The sequence below is a fragment of the Lysinibacillus sp. GW823-FHT02G10 genome (assembly GCF_058797135.1).
Map to the genome: position 1 here is coordinate 40,024 of NZ_JBXAJI010000003.1, position 21,408 is coordinate 61,431.

Below are 21,408 nucleotides of genomic sequence, written 5' to 3' on the forward strand. Positions count from 1 at the left end.
TAAATTTACTAACTAAGTCCTCTTTTCAAGGACTTAGTTAGCAAGAATTAAAGTACACAATAGCTTATTCTTTAATATGCCATTTATAAACATCCGTTTGGAAGCCAACAGCGTTGACATGAACACCTTGTAAACGGTTATTAATACCATATAAATCTAAGTTTTCCCATAAAGGAAGTGCAGGTAATTCTTCGTTGAAGTATTTTTGCCATTCAACATACGTTGCCATACGTTTTTCTTTGTCGAATGCTTCTTCACTTAAGCCTTTATCCAATAATTCTTGGTTTTTAGGATCTACCCAACGACCATAGTTCCACTCAGCGTCATTACCCCATAATCCTGATGGATCTGGATCAGCACCTGTGCTCCACGCACCGAAGAATGCTTCTAAAGCTGCATCATCATTATCTTTCATATCATTATATAAGTTAAACTCAATTAAACTACCTGTCGCTAATTCTGTTTTTACACCAATATCATTCCAAGATTGAACAATTGCTTGTGCACGTCCTTCAAATGCTGCTGAACCTGCATAGTGACCAAATGAAATTTTAAATGGTTGTCCCTTTGGATCTTCTACGAAACCATCACCATCTTTATCTACATAACCTGCAGATGCTAATAGCTCTTTTGCTTTTTCTGGGTTGAATTCATATTGGTTTAGTTCTGACTCTGGTGCAGCAGTCCAGAAAGTAGTTGGAATCACAGTGTTGGCAACTGTTGCTTTTCCTTCTAAGAAAGCATCGATCATTGCTGGACGGTTAATTGCATATAATAATGCTTGACGTAATTCTTTTGCATTAAATTTATCAAAATCTGCCACATTTTTTAATGTAGCTTTATCACGATGGCCAAAACGAAGTCCGATATATGAATAGCCCACACCATTAGTTTCTTCAATACGTACATTGCCTAATGCTTCTAATTCTTTTACGGATTGTGGTCTAATATCCATAATGTCAATTTCTCCATTTTGGAATGCACCAGTTGCTAATGATGGGTCAATTACTTTTACAATAACACCATCAAGCTGTGGTTTGCCCTTCCAGTAATCATCAAAACGCTCTAATTCAGAATATTCTCCATCTACAACTTTTTTCACCTTAAATGGCCCTAAGCCAACAGGATTTTCACGAACTTGCTTTGACTCCTCTAAATCCTTAACAGCAATACCTTCATAATGTTTCTTCGGCATTGGATTTGACCATAGATTTTCTAAATTATTAATTTTCACTTGTTCAAAAGTGATTTTTACAGTGTATGGATCTACTACTTCAATACCTTCGATTTTGTCAGCCTTACCTTCTTTTTTAGCTTTGGCACCTTTAATTCCCTCAACATAATTGTAGCGAGGTCCAGCATAATCAGGATGCGCAAGTGTTTCTAAAGCAAAAACCCAGTCATCAGCTGTTAATTCCTCACCATTATGCCATTTTACACCCTTCTGGAATGTAAACGTATACGTTAATTTATCCTCACTAATTTCCCATGAAGCTAAGTTTGGAACATATTCTAAGTCATCATTTACATCATAAATACCTTCCATTGTGAAATTTTGAATATAGCTGTCTACAATACTACCTGAATAAGCAGGATCATATACGCCTTCAGGTGCAACATCTGTACCATATGTTACAATGCCACCCTCTGTAGAAGGTTCATCTGTTGTTGTCGTTGTATCCCCGCTTGTATCCTTTTCATTTTCCTTCTCTGTTTTTGATGAGTCATTATTACATGCAGCTAAAAATAATGCCATAACTAGCAATAGCATAAATGACCATAATGCTGATTTTTTCATTTTTTTCCCCCCGTAATTTTATTTTTGTCAATAACTATTTTCCGTTTTTAGTTTTTAATATAAATGACAAGCAACACTATGCCCCGACTTCACCTCCTTTAAAGCTGGCTTAGATAATGAACATTCTGCCATTGCCTTTGGACATCTTGGATGGAATGGACAGCCTGATGGTGGATTAGCAGGACTCGGTATATCTCCCTCTAAAACAATACGACTATTTTTCTTTCTCGGATCTGGCACAGGTATTGCAGAGATCAATGCTTGTGTATAAGGATGTAATGGCTCATCGTAAATATGTTCCTTATCAGCTATTTCTACAATATTTCCTAGATACATCACGCCAATTCGATCGCTCATATGCTTGACCACACTTAAATCATGTGCGATAAACAGGAATGTTAAATCAAACTCATCCTGAAGTTCTTTTAATAGATTAAGAACTTGTGATTGTACTGATACATCTAAGGCTGAAACAGGCTCGTCTGCAATAATAAGCTTTGGTCTAAGTGCAAGTGCCCGAGCAATACCAATACGCTGGCGCTGACCACCTGAGAACTCATGAGCATATTTATAATAGGCATCTTCAGGTAAGCCGACTTTTCTTAATAGCTCCATTACCTCGCCTTTTAATGATTTCAATGATTTGTTACTGAAATTCATAATTGGCTCTGCAACAATGCTTCCTACCATTTGCATAGGATTTAAAGAAGCGTATGGATCCTGAAATACCATTTGAATATCTTTTCGTATATCTCTTAAAGATTTCCCTCTCAAGTTTGTAATATCTTTACCATCAAAGATAATTTTTCCATCCGTCGAGTCTAATAATCTTAAAATTGTCCGTCCAGTTGTCGATTTTCCGCAACCCGATTCTCCAACTAACCCTAATGTCTCGCCATTTTTAATAGAAAAAGAAATGTTATCCACTGCTTTTACATGACCAACAGTATGCCTTAAGAAGCCACCTTTGATTGGGTAATATGTTTTCAAATCAATTATTTCTAATAAGTTATCCTTTTTTTGTTTTACGATTGTTTCATTCATGCTGTCAGCTCACACCCTTTCTAGTATCGCAACTTTCATAAAGTAAACAAGATACCTCATGTCCATCATCTATAAAGGAAAGTTGCGGCGTAACCTTGCTACAATCAGGCATAGCTGAAGGACATCTATCCACAAAACGGCAACCTATTTGGGGCATGTTTTTCAACGAAGGTACAATCCCTTGAATGGTCGTTAACTTTTCAACTTCCTCATCGATTCTTGGTATAGAAGCCATTAATAGCTTTGTATAAGGATGCTGCGGATTGTGGAACAAATTATCTACATTTGTTTTTTCTACAATTTTCCCCGCGTACATGATAATTACTTCATCACACATTTCGGCTACGACGCCTAAATCATGTGTAATAAGTACGATGGACATATCATTTTTTGCTTGAATTGTCTTTAATAGCTCTAAGATTTGAGCTTGCACCGTCACATCAAGTGCCGTAGTAGGCTCATCTGCAATTAATAGTTTAGGTTGACATGCAATGGCAATGGCAATCATAACCCTTTGTCTCATACCACCAGATAATTGGTGAGGATACTCATCTACAATTTGATCCGCTCTGGGTATGCCGACTTGTTTTAATAAGTCTATTGCTTTACTTTTAGCCTCAGCCTTTGAGATTTTAGAGTGATTTAAGATAATCTCTTGTATTTGTGAACCAATTGTAAAAACGGGATTTAATGATGTCATGGGTTCTTGGAAAATCATACTGATATCTTTTCCTCTAATCTTATTCATGTCATCGCTAGAATAATTTTCGATGTTTTTTCCTTCAAACTTAATTTCTCCGCCTGTAATTTTGCCAATCCCTTTTGGAAGAAGCTGCATAACTGAAAGTGACATGACACTTTTTCCACATCCAGATTCTCCAACTACCCCAATAATTTGACCTGATTTGACTGAAAAAGAAACATCATCAACAGCATGATAGATATCCCCATCTATATCGAAACCAGTTTTAAGGTTTTTCACTTCTAACATTAAGCTCATTTAATATCACACCTTTAATTTTTTTACTAAAAATCACTACATCCTTTATGTAAGCAACAGAAACATATGTCTAAAATGTATTCTTTAAGTAAAAGATGTAAAAAGAAATTAGCTTTTGACTTCCTTCATAAGATTCAATATTCCGAAAAATTAGATCCTAAGATGTTAAACCTATTTCAAAATTATATTAGCTAAAAAAAACATCAAATTTTAAAGAGAACATCTTTATTACATAAAATTGATCCTATTTTCCAAATGTAATAGTAACTGGATCAGTATATAATATTCTGACAATTAGGCGTAATGCTATTTTATCTGGAAATAATACATTTAATCAAGTGAATTTTTATAATTCTCATAATATTACATACAAAATAATCCATACAACTATACCATTTCAAATTGGACACTTTACGTTTAAGCATACTGAATATTAGTTCATTTTCAACTTTATTTGCCTAAAGTATCATTTTTTTATTTTATTAGAATAATAATAACCTACTCAATTGATCCACACATACTACGTCAAAATTTACTTTTATTTGGAAAACATGATTATAAAAGGATTTTTATTGTTTATTTAATTCAGTGAATGATACTAAATTTTCCTAATTATTATTAATGAATAATTTTATTTACTAAAGCACTAAACAAATGAAGTGTTTTATATTACATTAAAAAAATAAATTATTTTTATAATTTTTTTAATCTATAGGCCATACTTCTCTTAAAAGTTAATAAAGTTTATTTTCCTTTGACCACGTCGAAAAACACAAAAAAACAACTATCAACAAAAGTATCGATAGTTGTTTCTATGCATTTGCCCTCTTTTATATTCCAGTAACTCTATGTTTTACTACTACTTTTACAAGATTTCTAATTATAGCTCTCCAGCTTTTAATTTTCCATGCCACTCTTTTAAGAATGGAATATCTCCTTCTTTAATAGCGCCGGATTCATTTGCTGCTTCAATCAGATAATCAAAATTTGTTAATGATACGTATTGGATGCCAGCCTCATCAAATGCTTGTTCAGCGCGTGGAAGATTATATGTGTAAACACAAACAACTCCAAGCACCTCACAGCCTGCTGCACGCAATGCTTCTACTGCTGTAATGGAAGAACCACCTGTAGAAACGATATCCTCCACAACCACTACTTTTTGTCCTGCTACGTATTTTCCTTCAATTTGATTACCACGGCCATGCTCCTTCGCTTTAGAGCGTACATAAACCATTGGTAATTCTAAAATATCACTTACCCATGCCGCATGTGGGATACCTGCTGTAGCTGTTCCTGCTACAATTTCTGTCGCTCCGAAATTTTCTTTGATGACAGAGGCTAAACCATTTGCTAATTGTTTACGAATAACTGGATCGGAAATTGTTAAACGTGTATCACAGTAAATAGGTGATTTAATACCAGATGCCCATGTAAATAGCTCTGTAGGATTTAATTCTACTGCTCCAACTTTTAACATAGCGTGTGCAATTTCATTTTGTAATGTCATAATTTATGCCTCCCATAATTCACTTACGATTTTATATGCTGCTACTGGATCCTGTGCACCTGTTACAGCACGGCCAACAACGATGAGTGATGAACCATCACGCTTTGCCCCATCAGGTGTTGCTATACGTTTTTGATCGTGTGCAGCACCTCCAGCTAAACGAATCCCAGGTGTGACACGTAGAAATTCATCTCCACACACCTCAGCAATCGCCTTAGCCTCATGGACAGAACAAACAACACCTTGTAAGCCTGCTTCCTTTGTCAGCCCTGCGTAGTGTAGAACAGACTCTTGCAATGAAAGAGCAATCTTTTGTTCTGCTTGCATTTGTTCTTCTGTTGTGGATGTTAATTGAGTAACAGCTATTAGTGCAGGACGTTCTTTGCCTGTTGGTGTTCCTGCTTCAAGTCCTTCTAGAGCTGCTTCCATCATAGCACGTCCGCCTGCAGCATGGACATTGACTAAATCTACCCCTAATTTTGCTAGCCCCTTCATCGCAGAGCCTACTGTATTTGGGATATCATGTAATTTTAAATCAAGGAAAATATCATGACCTAAATCCTTTACTTTGCGTACGATATCAGGTCCCTCTTGCATATATAATTCCATTCCAATTTTCACGAAAAGAGGCTCATCGAATTTTTTAAGAAAATCGTATACTTCTTTTTCTCCTGGAAAATCTAGAGCTAGTATAGGTTTCGTATTCATCAACGATGGCTCCTTCCAATAATCTCTGTTATATGTTCTACACCTAATGCATCCAGCTTTGCTGGTAATTCTTCAATAATGTTCGGGCAAACGAAATGGTCAACAAAGTTAGCTGTTCCTACTGCTACAGCTGAAGCACCTGCGGACATAAAATCAATGACATCCTGTGCTTCCGTTACACCGCCCATACCAATTATCGGAATATTGACAGCCTTGTACACCTCATAAACCATTCGTATTGCTACAGGTTTTACAGCAGGACCAGATAGTCCACCTGTGCCATTAGCTATGACTGGCTTACCTGTTCGCTCATCTAAACGCATACCAACCAATGTATTAATCATGGTAATACCATCTGCTCCACCTGCTTCAACAGCTAGGGCAATATCAACGATGTTCGTCACGTTTGGTGATAACTTCACATAGACTGGCACTTCTGACACAGCCTTGACAGCCTTGACAAGCTCACGTGCAGTAGCAGGATCTGTTCCAAATTGAATACCACCACATTTCACATTAGGGCACGAAATATTCAGCTCCAACGCTTTAACATTTGAAGCTGTTGAAATACGGCGTGCTACTTCTACATAGTCTGATGTCTCTGTTCCAGCAACATTGGCGATGATGGGCACATTATAATCCTCTAAAAATTTTAATTCCTCATTCATCACTTTTTCAATGCCCGGATTTTGTAGACCAATGGCATTTAACATCCCCGCTGCTGTTTCGGCAACACGTGGCGTAGGGTTACCTGCACGCGTTTCGACCGTTGTTGCCTTAATCATGATAGCCCCCAGTTTAGATAAATCATAAAGCTGTGCATATTCACGACCAAAACCAAAGCAACCTGAGGCTGGCATAATAGGGTTTTTTAAATCTAAGCCTGGTATTTGAATTGTTAAACGACTCATAGTGCCACCGTTCCTTTCGGGAAAACTGGTCCATCAGAGCAAACTTTAACATAGTCTTTTTCAACCTGATCAGTTGTTTTGCATACACATGCAAAGCAAGCTCCAATACCACAGCCCATACGTTCTTCAAATGATAAATAGCCTTCTTTTTCAGGATAAAAGCCTTCTAATGCCCTTAACATTGGTAAGGGTCCACAGGAATAAAAAACATCAAATTCAGGAGCATGCGACTCTAAAACCGTTGTTACAAAGCCTTTTGTACCTTTCGAGCCATCCACCGTAACATAATGCGTTTCACCAAGTGCACTAAATTCATCCTCATAAAAGCAGACATCTTTTGTTTGGAAGCCTAAGACGTGGATTGTTTTCACACCACGAGCATTCAATTGCTTGGCTAGCTCATGTAATGGAGGGACACCAATGCCACCACCAACTAGTAGTGCAGTACCTCCCTCTTGCACCGCTTCTACTGGGAAACCATTCCCAATTGGTCCAAGTACGTTGACCAGCTGACCTTCTCGATTTGTTGCCAGAACTTTCGTACCACGCCCCTCAGCACGATAGATCATTGTAAACTCATTGTTGTCTTTATCAATATTTGCAATACTAATTGGTCGACGTAAAAGCGGCTCCAGTGAATCCGACACCTTTACATGGACAAACTGGCCAGGAGTCATCTCCTGAACCAGTTCACCATGAAGTGTCAGTTCGAAAATGTTTGTCGCAATTTGCTTTTGAGAGACGACCGTCATTTTCTCTTGACGTATCATATTAGTGTACTACCTCCGCTTTTGGCATTTGTTCTGCTGTAAATGTCATAGATTCAATAACACGTACCATGGCTTCTGCTGTATCTAAAGATGTCAGACAAGGAACACCATTTTCTACAGACTCACGACGAATTCGGAAGCCGTCACGAGCTGGTTGCTTGCCTTTTGTTAATGTGTTGACAACAAGCTGAGCTTCCCCATTTTGGATAAGGTCAATCAATGTTTGTCCTTTCGCCCCAATCTTGCCTACTACATCAGTTCGTACGCCTGCTGCTTCAAATGCTTTTGCTGTACCTTCAGTTGCTACAATGCGATAGCCTACTGTTGAGAAGCGTTTTGCTAATGCAATCGCTTCTTCCTTATCTTTATCAGACACAGTGAATAATACTGTACCTTCTGTTCGTATTTCCATACCTGCTGCAACTAAGCCTTTATAAAGAGCTTTTTCTAATGTTGCATCTTTCCCCATTACTTCACCAGTAGATTTCATTTCAGGTCCTAATGTAATGTCTACACGTCGTAATTTAGCGAATGAGAACACTGGTACTTTTACAAATACGCCTCTTTGCTCAGCTGCTAGGCCTGTTGGATAGCCTTGCTCTACAATGGATTTGCCAAGGATTGCTTTTGTTGCAATATTAGCCATTGGGATATTTGTAATCTTACTTAGGAACGGTACTGTACGTGATGAACGTGGGTTCACCTCGATAACAAATACTTCGTTTTGTGAAATGACATATTGGATGTTCATTAATCCGATGATGCCTAGCCCCTTCGCAAGACGAGTTGTATAGTCAACTAATGTATCTTTTTGTGCCTGTGTTAATTTTTGCGGCGGGTAAACAGAGATTGAGTCACCAGAGTGAACTCCTGCACGCTCGATATGCTCCATAATTCCTGGTATTAACACATTCTCACCGTCACAGATAGCATCTACTTCAATTTCCTGTCCTGTTAAGTAACGGTCTACTAATACTGGATGATCTGGAGATGCCTCTACCGCGTTTTCCATATAGTGCTGTAATTCTTCTTGGTTATAAACAATTTCCATTGCACGTCCACCAAGTACATAAGAAGGGCGGACAAGCACTGGGAAGCCTAGACGCTCACCAATGGCAAGAGCTTCCTCTGTAGAAACCGCTGTTTCTCCTTGAGGTTGTGGAATATCTAATTCACGTAGCGCCTGCTCAAATTTATCGCGGTTTTCTGCACGGTCAATATCCTCAAGAGACGTACCTAAGATTTTCACACCATTAGCAGCTAATTTATCAGCAAGGTTAATAGCCGTTTGACCACCGAATTGAACAACAACACCAATTGGTTGTTCTAAGTCGATAATATGCATAACATCCTCAATTGTTAATGGTTCAAAATATAATTTATCGGAAATTGAGAAATCTGTTGACACTGTTTCTGGATTTGAGTTAATGATGATCGCTTCATAACCTGCTTCTTGAATCGCCCATACTGAGTGTACTGTGGCGTAGTCAAATTCTACCCCTTGGCCAATGCGGATTGGACCTGAACCGAGTACCACCACAGAAGGTTTTTCTGACTTAATCGATTCATTTTCGTCTTCATATGTGCCATAGAAATATGGTGTTTCTGATTCAAATTCTGCTGCACATGTATCCACCATTTTATAGACTGGCATAATACCAAGCTCTTTACGATAAGCATACAATTCTTCTGGTGTTGTTTCCCAAAGCTCAGCAATTTTCTTATCTGCAAAGCCTAAACGTTTAGCTGTTCGTAGTACGTCTTTATCATTCTTATTGTCAGCAAGCGTTTGTTCCATATCCACAATATTTTTAAATTTATTTAAGAAGAATAGATCGATTGCTGACCATTCATGAATTTGTTCAATTGTTACACCTCGACGTAAAGCTTCACCGATAAAGAATAGACGCTCATCCCCAGCCTTGCGAATACGTTTTTCAATCCAAGAATCTGAATTTTCTTCAGCATGTTTTAACTCTAAGTGTACTTGACCTGTCTCAAGAGAACGAACCGCTTTTAGCATAGCTTCCTCAAAAGTACGACCTAACGCCATTACTTCACCAGTAGCTTTCATTTGCGTACCAAGATTACGTTTAGCAGATTCGAATTTATCGAATGGCCAGCGAGGAATTTTTGCTACGATATAGTCCAGTGCAGGCTCAAAACAAGCATATGTTGAGCCTGTTACAGGATTTTTAATTTCATCTAACGTTAAGCCTACTGCAATTTTAGCGGCTAGTTTAGCAATTGGATAACCTGTTGCTTTTGATGCTAATGCAGATGATCGAGAGACACGTGGATTTACTTCAATCACATAGTAATTAAAGCTATATGGATCAAGTGCAAGCTGTACGTTACAGCCACCTTCAATTTTTAATGCGCGAATAATATCGAGTGAAATATTACGTAGCATTTGGTTTTCGCGATCAGATAATGTTTGCGTTGGTGCAACAACGATTGAGTCACCTGTATGAATCCCTACTGGGTCAACGTTTTCCATGTTACATACAACGATGGCATTGTCAGCTGCATCACGCATTACTTCGTATTCAATTTCTTTATAGCCTGCGATTGATTTCTCTAATAGACATTGCGTTACAGGTGAATATTTTAAACCCGATGTCACAATTTCTTCTAAGTCTTGATCGTTGTAGCAAATACCGCCCCCTGTACCGCCAAGTGTAAAGGCAGGTCGAACAATGACAGGATAGCCAATTTTCGCAACAAATCTTTTTGCTTCATCTAAGTTATGAATAATATCAGATTCAGGAACTGGAGCTCCTAGCTCATACATTAAATTACGGAATAAATCACGGTCCTCTGCTTTATGGATGGCATCTAATTTAGTACCAAGAATTTCAATCCCAAGCTCATCTAGAATACCTGATTTGTCTAATTCGATCGCCATATTTAGGCCCGTTTGACCACCAAGTGTTGGTAAAATCGCGTCTGGACGTTCTTTACGTAATATACGCGATACAAAATCAAGAGAAATTGGCTCAATATAGACTTTGTCTGCAATTTCTGTATCTGTCATGATTGTAGCAGGGTTTGAATTGATTAAAATAACGCGGTAGCCCTCTTCTTTTAATGAAAGACATGCTTGTGTTCCTGCATAGTCAAATTCTGCTGCTTGTCCGATAACAATTGGGCCTGAGCCGATTACTAAAATAGTTTCAATATCTGTACGTTTAGGCATGTTGTTTCCCCTTCCCTGCTTCTACTTCCATCATTTCGATGAATTCATCAAATAAGTGGTTTGAATCTTCTGGACCTGGTGATGCTTCTGGGTGATATTGCACTGTGAAAATTGGATATTTTTTATGACGCACACCTTCACATGTTCCATCGTTTAACGCGATATGTGTTAATTCTAAATCTGTATCTTTTAATGATTCGATATCGATGGCATAGCCATGGTTCTGAGATGTTAAATCTGTACGACCTGTGCGTAAATCTTTTACTGGATGGTTACCACCACGGTGTCCAAACGGTAATTTAAAGGCTTTTGCACCACTTGCTAAAGAAAAGATTTGATGGCCTAAACAAATACCGAACATTGGCACTTTTCCAATTAAGCTACGTACTGTTTCAATGCCTTCTTGAACATCTTCAGGATTTCCTGGTCCATTTGACAGCATGATGCCATCTGGATGCCAAGCTAAAATTTCCTCAGCTGACGTATTATAAGGTACTACTAGCACATCACAATCACGTTTGTTTAATTCACGTAAAATCCCATGCTTCATTCCATAATCAATTAGGACAACTCGTTTACCACGCCCTGGAGATGGATAGGCCGCTTTTGGTGATACTTCACGAACATGGTGCGTAATGGCTGGCGTTGCTTGTAATTGTGCTACTATTTCATCCACATTTACTTCTTCATCAGCAGCTGTCAAAATCGCTTTTACCGAACCTTTACTACGGATAATACGTGTTAATTTTCGTGTATCAATCCCTTCAATTCCTGGGATATCCTTTGATGTCAAATAATCATCTAAAGTTAAATCACAGCGGAAATTTGAAGGATTTTTAGCTAATTCACGCACAACAAATCCACGAATGGCTGGCGTAATCGATTCAAAGTCATCACGGTTAATGCCGTAATTACCAACTAAAGGATAAGTTAAAGTGACAATTTGTCCATAGAATGAGGGATCTGAAATCGTTTCCTGATAACCCGTCATCCCTGTTGTGAAAACAACCTCACCTTGTGAAGCGCGCTCGCTACCAAATGCTGTACCTGTAAATACTGTGCCATCTTCTAAAACTAGTAAACGTTTTTTCATTACTCTGCCTCCTGATATACGATATTGCCTTCAAAAATAGTTAGTACTGGCCAACCCTTTGCCACCCAGCCGTTGAATGGTGTATTACGACCTTTTGATACAAAGCCTTCTGCATCAATCGTTTGTTCTTTTTTAATATCAATTAAAATCATATCCGCTGAAGCACCTACTTCTAATGTGCCATATGGCAGATCAAAAATCTCAGCTGCTTTCACTGTCATCCAATCAACTAATTGTTTTAACGTCCACTTTCCTGTTTCTACAAACTGTGTATAAAGTAGTGGGAAAGCTGTTTCGAAACCTACAATACCAAATGGTGCGCCAACCATACCGCAGCATTTTTCTTCTACTGTGTGTGGCGCATGATCTGTTGCAATGCAGTCGATTGTGCCATCAAGTAGTGCTGCATGTAGAGAATCTTTATCATCCGTTGCACGTAATGGTGGATTCATTTTCCAATTAGCATCATCAGATGGAATATCCATCTCTTCTAGTAATAAATGATGTGGACAAACTTCTGCTGTGACACGGATTCCTGCAGCCTTTGCATCTCTTACCGCACGCACTGATTCCTTCGTCGATACGTGACAAACATGGTAACGAGCGCCTGCTGCTTCTGCAAGTAGTACATCTCGTGCAATTTGTACGGATTCACAAATGGAAGGTATTCCTGGGAGGCCTAGCTCTTTATTACGCTTTCCTTCATGCATCACACCATCATAGATTAATGAGTTGTCCTCACAATGTGCTACAACGACCATATCGTGCTGGGCCGCATCTTTCATTTGCTCATACATCGTTGAGGCTAGCTGGATACCAACACCATCATCTGAGAATGCCACTGCTCCATATGCTTTTAATTCTTCAATATTTGTTCGAACCTCACCCGATATATCCTTTGTTAGGGAACCGTATGGGAGTACTCGAATAACCGCACTGTCCTTAATGAGCCCATTGATAAGTTGCATGTTTTCAACCGAATCAGGTACTGGCTTTGTATTAGGCATTGCGCAAATTGTCGTAAAGCCGCCTTTTGCTGCTGATGCCGAACCTGTTGCAATGGTTTCCTTATGCTCAAATCCTGGCTCTCGTAAATGTGTATGAACATCGATAAAGCCTGGTGCTACGATTAAACCATGTCCTTCAATCAGTTCTGCACCTGCTACAGTCACATCTTGACCAATAGCCGTAATCTTTCCGTCTGCCATTGCAATATTGACTGTCTTCAATTCACCTTGTTCATCTAGCATTTGTACATTTTGAAGTACCTTTGTCATGTTATTCTCTCCCCTTTAAAATGGTTTCCATAATAGCCATCCGTGTGTAAACACCGTTCCGCACCTGTTCAAAAATTCGAGAGCGATCACACTCGACTAACTCAGAAGCAATTTCGACATCACGATTGACGGGTGCTGGATGCATAATAATGGCCGATTCTTTCATTTGCTTTTCTCGTTCAATTGTTAAACCAAACTCTTGATGGTAACCTTCCTTTGAGAAGCTTTTATTTACTTTATGACGTTCATGTTGCACACGTAGTAACATAATGACATCACTTATTTCGATCAGATTATCCCATGAATGGTGCGCTTCAAAACCGCCAGACCATTCTTCTGGGCAAAGGAAATGAACATTTGCCCCTAAATTTTGTAATGCTGTTGCATTTGATTTCGCTACTCGACTATGAGAGATATCTCCTGCAATTGTGACATTCAACCCTTCGAAATAGCCAAACTCTTTTTTGATGGTATAAAGATCCAATAAGGATTGTGAAGGGTGTTGCCCAGCACCATCTCCTGCATTAATAATCGCTACGTTGATACCATTCAGCAGCTCATTGTAATACTCATCTTCTGACGCTCGAATGATGACAGCATCTAAACCAATCATTTCCAATGTTTTGACAGTATCGTACATCGTTTCCCCTTTTGTAACACTCGAAAACCCTGCATCAAAAGGGATAACATGACAGCCAATTTTGTATTCTGCCATTTCAAAGCTTGTTTTTGTACGAGTACTTGGTTCAAAGAATAGGTTGGCCACTTTGTGTGTGCGAGATAACGATGATGTTTCACCATTTTCAAATGCTTGCGCAAGATCTAGGATTTGGTTAATCTCTTCTGTTGTTAAATGTTCCATCGATAATAAGTTCTTCATCATGTGACCTCCATTAGGTTGTGAATCGTGAACGTCTTTGTATGACGTTCTCTGTATATAAAGTAAAAGCCCCGTTGATGTCATCAACGAGGCATGAGGAGGCGTGACAAACTACAGCAAGACATACATCCTACTTCAGCCTGTCCACAACTTCCCTTTTTTTGCCTCTCTGGACAATTCATTAAAAGGTACTACTATGAATCTTTATTTTGATTGTATTGTACGGGTATATCAGCTTCTTTTTTACCTGGTAGAATGGCATTCAATAGCACACCAATAATCGCTGCTAGGGCCATTCCTTCAACACTCAATGATTCTGAGATAACAAACTTGGCACCGCCGATACCAATGACTAAAATCACTGAAGCAATTACTAGGTTACGACTGTTACCAAAATCAATATGATTATCTACTAGCATACGTAAGCCACTTGCTGCGATAATTCCGAAGAGTAAGATGGAAACCCCACCAAGTACTGCGGTTGGAATCGTTGCAATTACGGCCATTGCTTTCCCGAAGAATGATAGTAAGATAGCAACCACTGCTGCACCTGCAATAACGTAGATACTGTATACTCGAGTAATGGCTAGTACACCAATATTCTCACCATACGTTGTTTTCGGAGGGCCTCCGATTAAAGCACTCACAAATGTGCCAAGTCCGTCACCTAGTAGCGAACGGTGTAGTCCTGGCTCTTTAATATAATCCCGATCTACTACTTTTCCTAATACCAGTTGATGACCAATATGTTCTGAAATTGTTACAATAACGATCGGTACCATGATAAGTAGAATTTTTGTTGTTATTTCAAACTCATAATGCACACCCGGTATTAAGAAATCAGGCATAGCGAAGAATTTTGCTTTGGCAATCGGTGTATAGTCTACTATGTCAATTATCATGGAGTAAATGTAACCTACAATTAGGCCCATCAAAATTGGCATAGTGCTTAAAATTCCTTTAAAGAAAATCGTAAAGATGATCGCTGTAAAGACCGTAACTAAAGCAGCTGAGAAGTGTAAAAAGCTATACTCTCCATTAACGTTCATTGCCATATTCACAGCCGTACCAGAAAGTCCAAGCCCAATTACCATAATTACTGGACCTACCACAATCGGTGGCAAGATTTTCATAATCCACTTATAACCACTTTTCCAAATGATTAAGGATACAATTCCGTACGTAATGCCGACAGCCATAGCACCGATCATGGCATTGCCTGGGTTTACACTCGAACCGTCTTCATTTAAACCACCTGCAGCAAGTAGGATTGGTGCAATAAAGGCGAAGGATGAGCCTAAATAAGCCGGTACCTGGAATTTCGTAATTAATAGGAAGAATAATGTAGCAATTCCGCTTGTTAAAAGGGCAATCGCTGGACTAAGACCTACTAACTGCGGTACTAAAATCGTTGAACCAAACATCGCAAACATATGCTGGAAACTTAATGTCACTAGCTGGAGCGGGGTCGGTTTATCCTTAATATCTAAAACTGCATTTGACATACTGTTTCCTCACTTTATTGTTCGTCTTCTTTGTAAATAATGACGCAATCTTCTCCGTCTACTTCTTGTAAATTGACAACAATGCGCTCAGAGCCAGAAGTTGGAACGTTTTTTCCCACATAGTCTGCTCTAATTGGTAGCTCTCGATGTCCTCTATCTACTAGAACAGCTAGTTGAATTTGTGCAGGTCTTCCTAAATCCATTACAGCATCTAGAGCTGCACGTACTGTTCGACCTGTATAAAGTACATCATCTACTAAGATGATTTTTTGATTTTTCACTTGATACTCGATATCAACTTGTTCTACATGTGCTTGTTCGTTTTCATGTTTCGTTGTTAAATCATCTCGGTAAAGTGTAATATCAAGTTCCCCTGTACGAATCGGTTTACCTTCAATTTTTTCAATTCGCTGCGCCAAACGTCTGGCTAGAAAGGCACCTCGTGTTTTAATGCCAACTAAAATACATTCATCGATTCCTTTATTACGTTCAATTATTTCATGGGCAATACGTGTTAATGCTCGTGTCATTGATGGGCCATCTAATAATTCATTTTGTGCCATATTCGTATCCTCCTCTCTTCAATCTATTATCGGCCATGTGTCCATAAAAAAACCTCTCGAGGCGAATAGCCTGAGAGGGTTGTATACGTGTTGAAAAAGCATGTTGGAAAAATTTGCAGCACAAATTTCCACAACACTATCACATGTCCCTTCTCAGCCTCTCTGGACTGCCATTAAAGGTGAATATTTAGTTATGTTGTTCATTCACTGTCGTTAGTATAGACTTTCTTTTCGTATACGTCAATGCCTATTTCGTAAATCATTTAATAATTGTTCATAATCAGCTGGAAGTGGTGTTTCAAACTCCAAGTATTCTCCAGATGAAGGATGATCGAATCCTAAAGTCGCTGCATGTAAAACTTGTCCCCCAAAGTCGATTGTCTTTTTCGGACCATATTTTGGATCTCCAACAAGTGGGAAGCCAATATAATTCATATGCACACGAATTTGGTGTGTACGTCCCGTTTCTAAACGACATTCCACCAGCGTATAGTCACCAAAACGTTCAACAACTTGGAAGTGTGTGACAGCATGTTTACCATTATCGACAACTGCCTGTTTTTGGCGATCTTTTTGGTCACGACCAATCGGTGCATCAATTGTCCCCTTATCATGTGCAATATGCCCGTGGACAAGAGCAATATATTTACGAGTAACTGTTTTATTCACTAATTGATTGACTAATGATTCATGAGCCGTATCGTTTTTAGCAACCATCAATAAGCCCGATGTATCTTTGTCGATACGATGGACAATTCCTGGTCGTAGTACACCATTAATCCCTGATAAGTCTTTACAATGATACATTAAGCCATTTACCAGTGTACCTCCCATATGGCCCGGTGCTGGATGTACCACCATACCCTTTGGTTTATTCACAACAAGAACATCTGCATCCTCATAAACAATATCTAAATCTAAATTTTCTGCGACAACATCCAATTCTTCCACTTCTGGTACATCAATAGCGATGATGTCACCAGCTTTAACCTTATATTTTGCCTTTACAGCATCACCGTTTACTTTAATGACTCCCTCACTAATCCAGTTCCCAATTTGCGTGCGTGACCACTCAGATTGTAAGCTAGAAAGTGCTTTATCAATGCGCTCTCCTTGCTGCTGTTCTTCGATTGTATATGTTACTTGCGTCATTGTTTCACCTGTTTCTTCTCTTTTTTATCTTCCATAATTAAGCCAATCATCAGCACGACAACCGCTATTGTTAATGCAGCATCTGCCACATTAAAAATAGGAAAATCATAATTAATAATTGGAATTAAAACATCTACAAAATCGACCACTTCTCCTCTAAATAGACGGTCTATAAAGTTTCCTACTGCACCACCAAGCAAGAGCATTAAGCCAACTTGAAAAACAGGCTTTCCCTTTGCTTCTTTATGATAAAAATAGACAATCGCACAGATAACAGCAACTGTGACAATACTAAACAACCACATTTGCCCCTCTAGCATCCCCCATGCTGCCCCTCTATTTCGATGAGACAAAATACCAAACCATGGGTCCCATACAGCAATGCGTTCAGCATATTCCATATTTTTCACAATCAGCCATTTTGTCCATTGATCCAGTAAAACGACAAATGCAGCTAATCCATAATATTTATACACAGACATTCCTCCGTTCACTCAACATCTTACCTATTCTACCATAACAGTACCATTCACAATAACTAATATCATATCTAAATATGGCTGATTCTAAATCTCTTCAAGAAATATAAAAAGGCTACCCCTATTACGTTTAAGCAATAGAAATAGCCATAACTTATTGGTTAGACAGTTTCAGATTCTTTTGAATGTACTCGCTTCATGAAGTCATTAACATCAGCAGGAACTTTGCGATCTATTAATGACACGATGATAACAGATAAGAAGCCCACAGGTACTGTCACAATACCTGGAATTTTAAACTGCAAGAAGCTTGGTAACGTTCCTGGTAAAAAGATCATCCACATAGACACGCCAAGTCCTATTAATAATCCTGCAATGGCTCCTTTTTCTGTCATGCCTCTCCACCAAATACCTAAAATGAATATTGGGGTAAATGTACTTGCAGCGACAGTAAAAGCGAGCGCCACTAAATGGCCAATAGATGCATCCTTTACAAGTAAACCCAATGCTCCATATAAAATACCTAATAATACAATAGCCACTTTCCCAGCAATAACTCGTTGTTTTTGTGTAATATCCTTTTTCATGATATTGGCATATAAATCATGAGCTAGTGCACCTGAGCTTGTAATAAACAATCCTGAAAGATTGGAGAAAATAGCTGCAAATGCTCCTGCTATAACTAATCCAAGTAGCCATTTGCCACCTAGTGCAAGGGCTGTAGTAGGAATGACCATATTATTCCCACCCAGCACTAAATCACGCATGACTTCCTCACTAGCTGTCCCAGAAATGAAAATAGATCGACCTACAACACCTAAATAAACAGCTAACAAGAAGAACGCGCTTGCAATTCCAATGGCCATGAGTGCAGATTTACGGGCTGCTTTAGCACTTGGGTTTGTATAAAAGCGCAATAAAATATGAGGAAGACCAATTGTTCCTAGCGCTAATCCTATCGTCATACTAATTGTTTGCCAGAACGTGGGGAAATAAAAGCCCGTGCCTGTCCAAGCAGCACCATCAAAATTGATATCATTGCCATCTAAGGCATACGGTGAAGTGCCTGTAATTGGACCGCTAAATGAATGGATGGCTGCTAAAATTTTATCATAATGTAAACCGCCATAAACTGCTGCAATTAACATCACAATAAACGCACCAAGACGAATCCACAACTCTAATGCTTGGTTGATGGTTGTTCCTTTCATACCACCAATACCTACATAAAAAATCATAACAACACAAGTAAATATAATGCCGAATTCATAAGAAGTACCGAAAAACATACTTAAAATCTGTGCAGCACCTAATAATTGGGGAGCTGCATAAAAGCCTGAAATAGCTAACACCACTGCCACAGCTACAAGCCGTGCTCGTCTACTATGAAAACGATAGCCTAAAAAATCTGCAACGGTAAATGCACCAAAACGTCTTAAAGGACCTGCCACAAAAATCGCTAATAATGTTAACCCAATGGAGAAGCAAAAAGCATAATAAGCACCATCATATCCAAGTTGAAATGTTAACCCTGCGATACCCAGGAATGTTGCTGCACTTAAGTAATCCCCACCAATGGCAGACCCATTTGTAAACCATCCGAAGCTTCGGCCACCTACAAAGAAATCCGAAGCTGTTGCATTTCTTTTTGTTAAATACGTAATGTATACAATTGTTCCCATTAAAGCAATGGTCATTAACATCTTTGGTTCTAATAGAGCTTCCATCATTCAACATTTCCCCCTTTGTTCCAACTACTTATTTGCTATATCATATTGCTTTAGACGTTTCTCGTACATGGCTGTGTGAACATATGCAATAATAAATGCCATAGCCATCATTACAATCGTTGTCACAAACCATGTGACTGTCATACCACCCCAGATCTTCTTAAACGCAAATGCTGGCGCAAACCAATTCATAACAGGGATACTAAAAATCAAAATAAAGTAAAATATCGATAAACCTAAACCTGTTGTAAATTCATCTTTCATAATTTTGTTTGTTGTTGCATCTAAAGGTGGTAGATCTTTCACATCAATTGTTCCTGCTTCTACATAGTCATAATCATGACTGCCTACTTCCGCCATAAGCCAACTCCCCCTTTTCTGGTAAGTGAATAATTGTCTGAAATTTCAAATTATTATTCACTACAATTATTCTATTCTATTTCAACTTCAATATAGATATAAAATATTGCTGTATTAGTACAAAAAATTGCTATTTTAAGTTAAAATATTTTTATCTTTTTATTCGTAGGGGGCTGGTAGCATTTTAAAGGTGGTATGGTATATGGAAAGCTCATTTGACAAGCAGCAAATGAGTGAATGGTTAAAAGAGGTTTTACCAAACGCTTTAGAGGAATGTAAAGTGCCAAAGCCAGAAGATGAGGTCATTATTGTCTATGAAGTCAATCGGTTATTTGATTGGGTAAAGATTAATCGATTAAAAAGAAATTATCCTAATAGTATTATTGTCCCGTTTGTTACAGAACACCTTACCTACTCGACTGGTATAGCAATTGAATTAGCTTTACCTGCACTTCTCATAAAACCATTACAAAAATCAAAATTTTTACGAATTGTAAAAAAGCTGTATACGTCCTATCAGGAAAAAAAGGCGAGTACACTTACAATGCTTGAGCTATCACAACAAGTATCCCAACAACATACCTCTCCATTTAGGGAAGCATTTTTAAAACGCCTGATCCGTGGAGAAATTGACAATGAACAAGAAATAATACAATCTGCTTCATTTTTATCGACAAGCTGTATACCTAATATTGTATTTTTAATTCAAGGCTATATTGATGGGGCTAATAAGAAAGCTGTCCCACACGATGCAAGTAGTAGTATTACAACCGTTTTTCGTCAGCACTTTGCTGAGAAGGCCTCATTATCCTTTTTACATTTTGAACGCTATTTATTACTTCTCATGCGAATTCCTACTGATTACAACTCTTTCAAACATTGGACTGAGGGTGAAGCCTGTTTATTAGAGGTTATCGAGACCCTAAAAAGGGATTGTTCTATTCATCTTTTTATGGGGGTTGGAGGTGTATTTCAGGATGCTATGCAAGTGAAGGAATCCTATAGCCAGGCTAGAAAAGCACGTAGAAAACCACCTATCCATAATATACACATCCGATATTACGAAGATTTAACAAAGCATGAGCAGCTGCAAAAAGCTATTCAGTATATTGAAGAACATTACGACGAACAACTGACCATTCGTGATGTTGCAAAATATATTAACTTTAGCCCAACTCATTTTAGTAGACTATTTAAAAAAGAAACAGGTCGCAATTTTGTTGACTATGTTGCTTATACACGCATTATCAAAACCTTACCTTTTTTACGCAAGTACGACTACACCATAGAAAAAATCTCCTCCACCTGTGGCTTCAATACACCAAATTACTATAGTTTAACTTTTAAAAAATATGTAGGTATATCTCCAACAGACTATCGCAATACGACAGAAATTTTATTTAAATAATGGAAAAGAATCTGCAAAACT

The 21,408-nt window shown here is 38.4% G+C and carries 18 protein-coding genes; 1 reads left to right on the forward strand and 17 read right to left on the reverse strand.

The window, feature by feature from the left end; translation table 11 throughout:
* Window positions 1–64: 64 nt before the first annotated feature.
* The 17 genes from opp4A to AC1RFD_RS12595 all read right to left on the reverse strand — a co-directional run bounded on the left by opp4A (window position 65) and on the right by AC1RFD_RS12595 (window position 19,979).
* Window positions 65–1,798, reverse strand: coding sequence for an oligopeptide ABC transporter substrate-binding protein (opp4A, locus tag AC1RFD_RS12515; protein WP_048395392.1), 1,734 nt, complete (start codon window positions 1,796–1,798; stop codon window positions 65–67).
* A gap of 54 nt (window positions 1,799–1,852) precedes the next feature.
* Window positions 1,853–2,842 carry an ABC transporter ATP-binding protein gene (locus AC1RFD_RS12520; protein WP_048395393.1) on the reverse strand — a complete coding sequence of 330 codons (990 nt, stop codon included), beginning with the start codon at window positions 2,840–2,842 and terminating at the stop codon, window positions 1,853–1,855.
* Window positions 2,843–2,846: 4 nt separating this feature from the next.
* A complete protein-coding gene (locus AC1RFD_RS12525) occupies window positions 2,847–3,842 on the reverse strand; it encodes an ABC transporter ATP-binding protein (RefSeq protein WP_048395394.1) in 996 nt (331 codons plus the stop codon).
* An 880-nt stretch (window positions 3,843–4,722) separates the two neighbouring features.
* Complete coding sequence (pyrE, locus tag AC1RFD_RS12530) at window positions 4,723–5,352, reverse strand: orotate phosphoribosyltransferase (RefSeq protein WP_492474955.1); 630 nt, start codon at window positions 5,350–5,352, stop codon at window positions 4,723–4,725.
* A 3-nt stretch (window positions 5,353–5,355) separates the two neighbouring features.
* Entirely contained in the window at window positions 5,356–6,060 is a 705-nt protein-coding gene (pyrF, locus tag AC1RFD_RS12535) for an orotidine-5'-phosphate decarboxylase (RefSeq protein ID WP_492474956.1), read from the reverse strand.
* A complete protein-coding gene (locus tag AC1RFD_RS12540) occupies window positions 6,060–6,971 on the reverse strand; it encodes a dihydroorotate dehydrogenase (RefSeq protein ID WP_048394627.1) in 912 nt (303 codons plus the stop codon). The genes pyrF and AC1RFD_RS12540 overlap by 1 nt, the downstream gene beginning before the upstream one ends.
* Entirely contained in the window at window positions 6,968–7,741 is a 774-nt protein-coding gene (locus AC1RFD_RS12545; protein ID WP_004227355.1) for a dihydroorotate dehydrogenase electron transfer subunit, read from the reverse strand. The genes AC1RFD_RS12540 and AC1RFD_RS12545 overlap by 4 nt, the downstream gene beginning before the upstream one ends.
* A 1-nt stretch (window position 7,742) precedes the next feature.
* On the reverse strand, window positions 7,743–10,940 hold the full coding sequence (carB, locus tag AC1RFD_RS12550; RefSeq protein ID WP_054549869.1) for a carbamoyl-phosphate synthase large subunit: 3,198 nt from the start codon (window positions 10,938–10,940) through the stop codon (window positions 7,743–7,745).
* Window positions 10,933–12,033, reverse strand: a complete 1,101-nt coding sequence (gene carA / locus AC1RFD_RS12555; protein ID WP_416141393.1) for a glutamine-hydrolyzing carbamoyl-phosphate synthase small subunit — start codon at window positions 12,031–12,033, stop codon at window positions 10,933–10,935. The genes carB and carA overlap by 8 nt, the downstream gene beginning before the upstream one ends.
* Entirely contained in the window at window positions 12,033–13,310 is a 1,278-nt protein-coding gene (gene pyrC, locus AC1RFD_RS12560) for a dihydroorotase (RefSeq protein WP_115673786.1), read from the reverse strand. The genes carA and pyrC overlap by 1 nt, the downstream gene beginning before the upstream one ends.
* 1 nt (window position 13,311) lies before the next feature.
* Window positions 13,312–14,190 carry an aspartate carbamoyltransferase catalytic subunit gene (locus AC1RFD_RS12565; protein WP_048394636.1) on the reverse strand — a complete coding sequence of 293 codons (879 nt, stop codon included), beginning with the start codon at window positions 14,188–14,190 and terminating at the stop codon, window positions 13,312–13,314.
* A gap of 194 nt (window positions 14,191–14,384) precedes the next feature.
* Window positions 14,385–15,695, reverse strand: a complete 1,311-nt coding sequence (locus AC1RFD_RS12570) for a uracil-xanthine permease family protein (RefSeq protein ID WP_054549867.1) — start codon at window positions 15,693–15,695, stop codon at window positions 14,385–14,387.
* 14 nt (window positions 15,696–15,709) lie between these two features.
* Window positions 15,710–16,258 carry a bifunctional pyr operon transcriptional regulator/uracil phosphoribosyltransferase PyrR gene (gene pyrR, locus AC1RFD_RS12575; RefSeq protein WP_004227349.1) on the reverse strand — a complete coding sequence of 183 codons (549 nt, stop codon included), beginning with the start codon at window positions 16,256–16,258 and terminating at the stop codon, window positions 15,710–15,712.
* 240 nt (window positions 16,259–16,498) lie between these two features.
* The gene (locus tag AC1RFD_RS12580) at window positions 16,499–17,410 is read right to left on the reverse strand and encodes an RluA family pseudouridine synthase (RefSeq protein ID WP_054549866.1); all 912 of its coding nucleotides are present in this window, start codon (window positions 17,408–17,410) and stop codon (window positions 16,499–16,501) included.
* A complete protein-coding gene (lspA, locus tag AC1RFD_RS12585; protein WP_004227346.1) occupies window positions 17,407–17,886 on the reverse strand; it encodes a signal peptidase II in 480 nt (159 codons plus the stop codon). The genes AC1RFD_RS12580 and lspA overlap by 4 nt, the downstream gene beginning before the upstream one ends.
* 164 nt (window positions 17,887–18,050) lie before the next feature.
* Window positions 18,051–19,619 carry a sodium/solute symporter gene (locus tag AC1RFD_RS12590; protein ID WP_004227344.1) on the reverse strand — a complete coding sequence of 523 codons (1,569 nt, stop codon included), beginning with the start codon at window positions 19,617–19,619 and terminating at the stop codon, window positions 18,051–18,053.
* A gap of 24 nt (window positions 19,620–19,643) precedes the next feature.
* Window positions 19,644–19,979, reverse strand: a complete 336-nt coding sequence (locus AC1RFD_RS12595) for a DUF485 domain-containing protein (protein ID WP_048394642.1) — start codon at window positions 19,977–19,979, stop codon at window positions 19,644–19,646.
* Window positions 19,980–20,181: 202 nt separating this feature from the next.
* Here AC1RFD_RS12595 and AC1RFD_RS12600 point away from each other — a divergent pair, with 202 nt between their 5' ends.
* Window positions 20,182–21,387, forward strand: coding sequence for an AraC family transcriptional regulator (locus AC1RFD_RS12600; RefSeq protein ID WP_066037185.1), 1,206 nt, complete (start codon window positions 20,182–20,184; stop codon window positions 21,385–21,387).
* The last annotated feature ends 21 nt before the right edge of the window (window positions 21,388–21,408 follow it).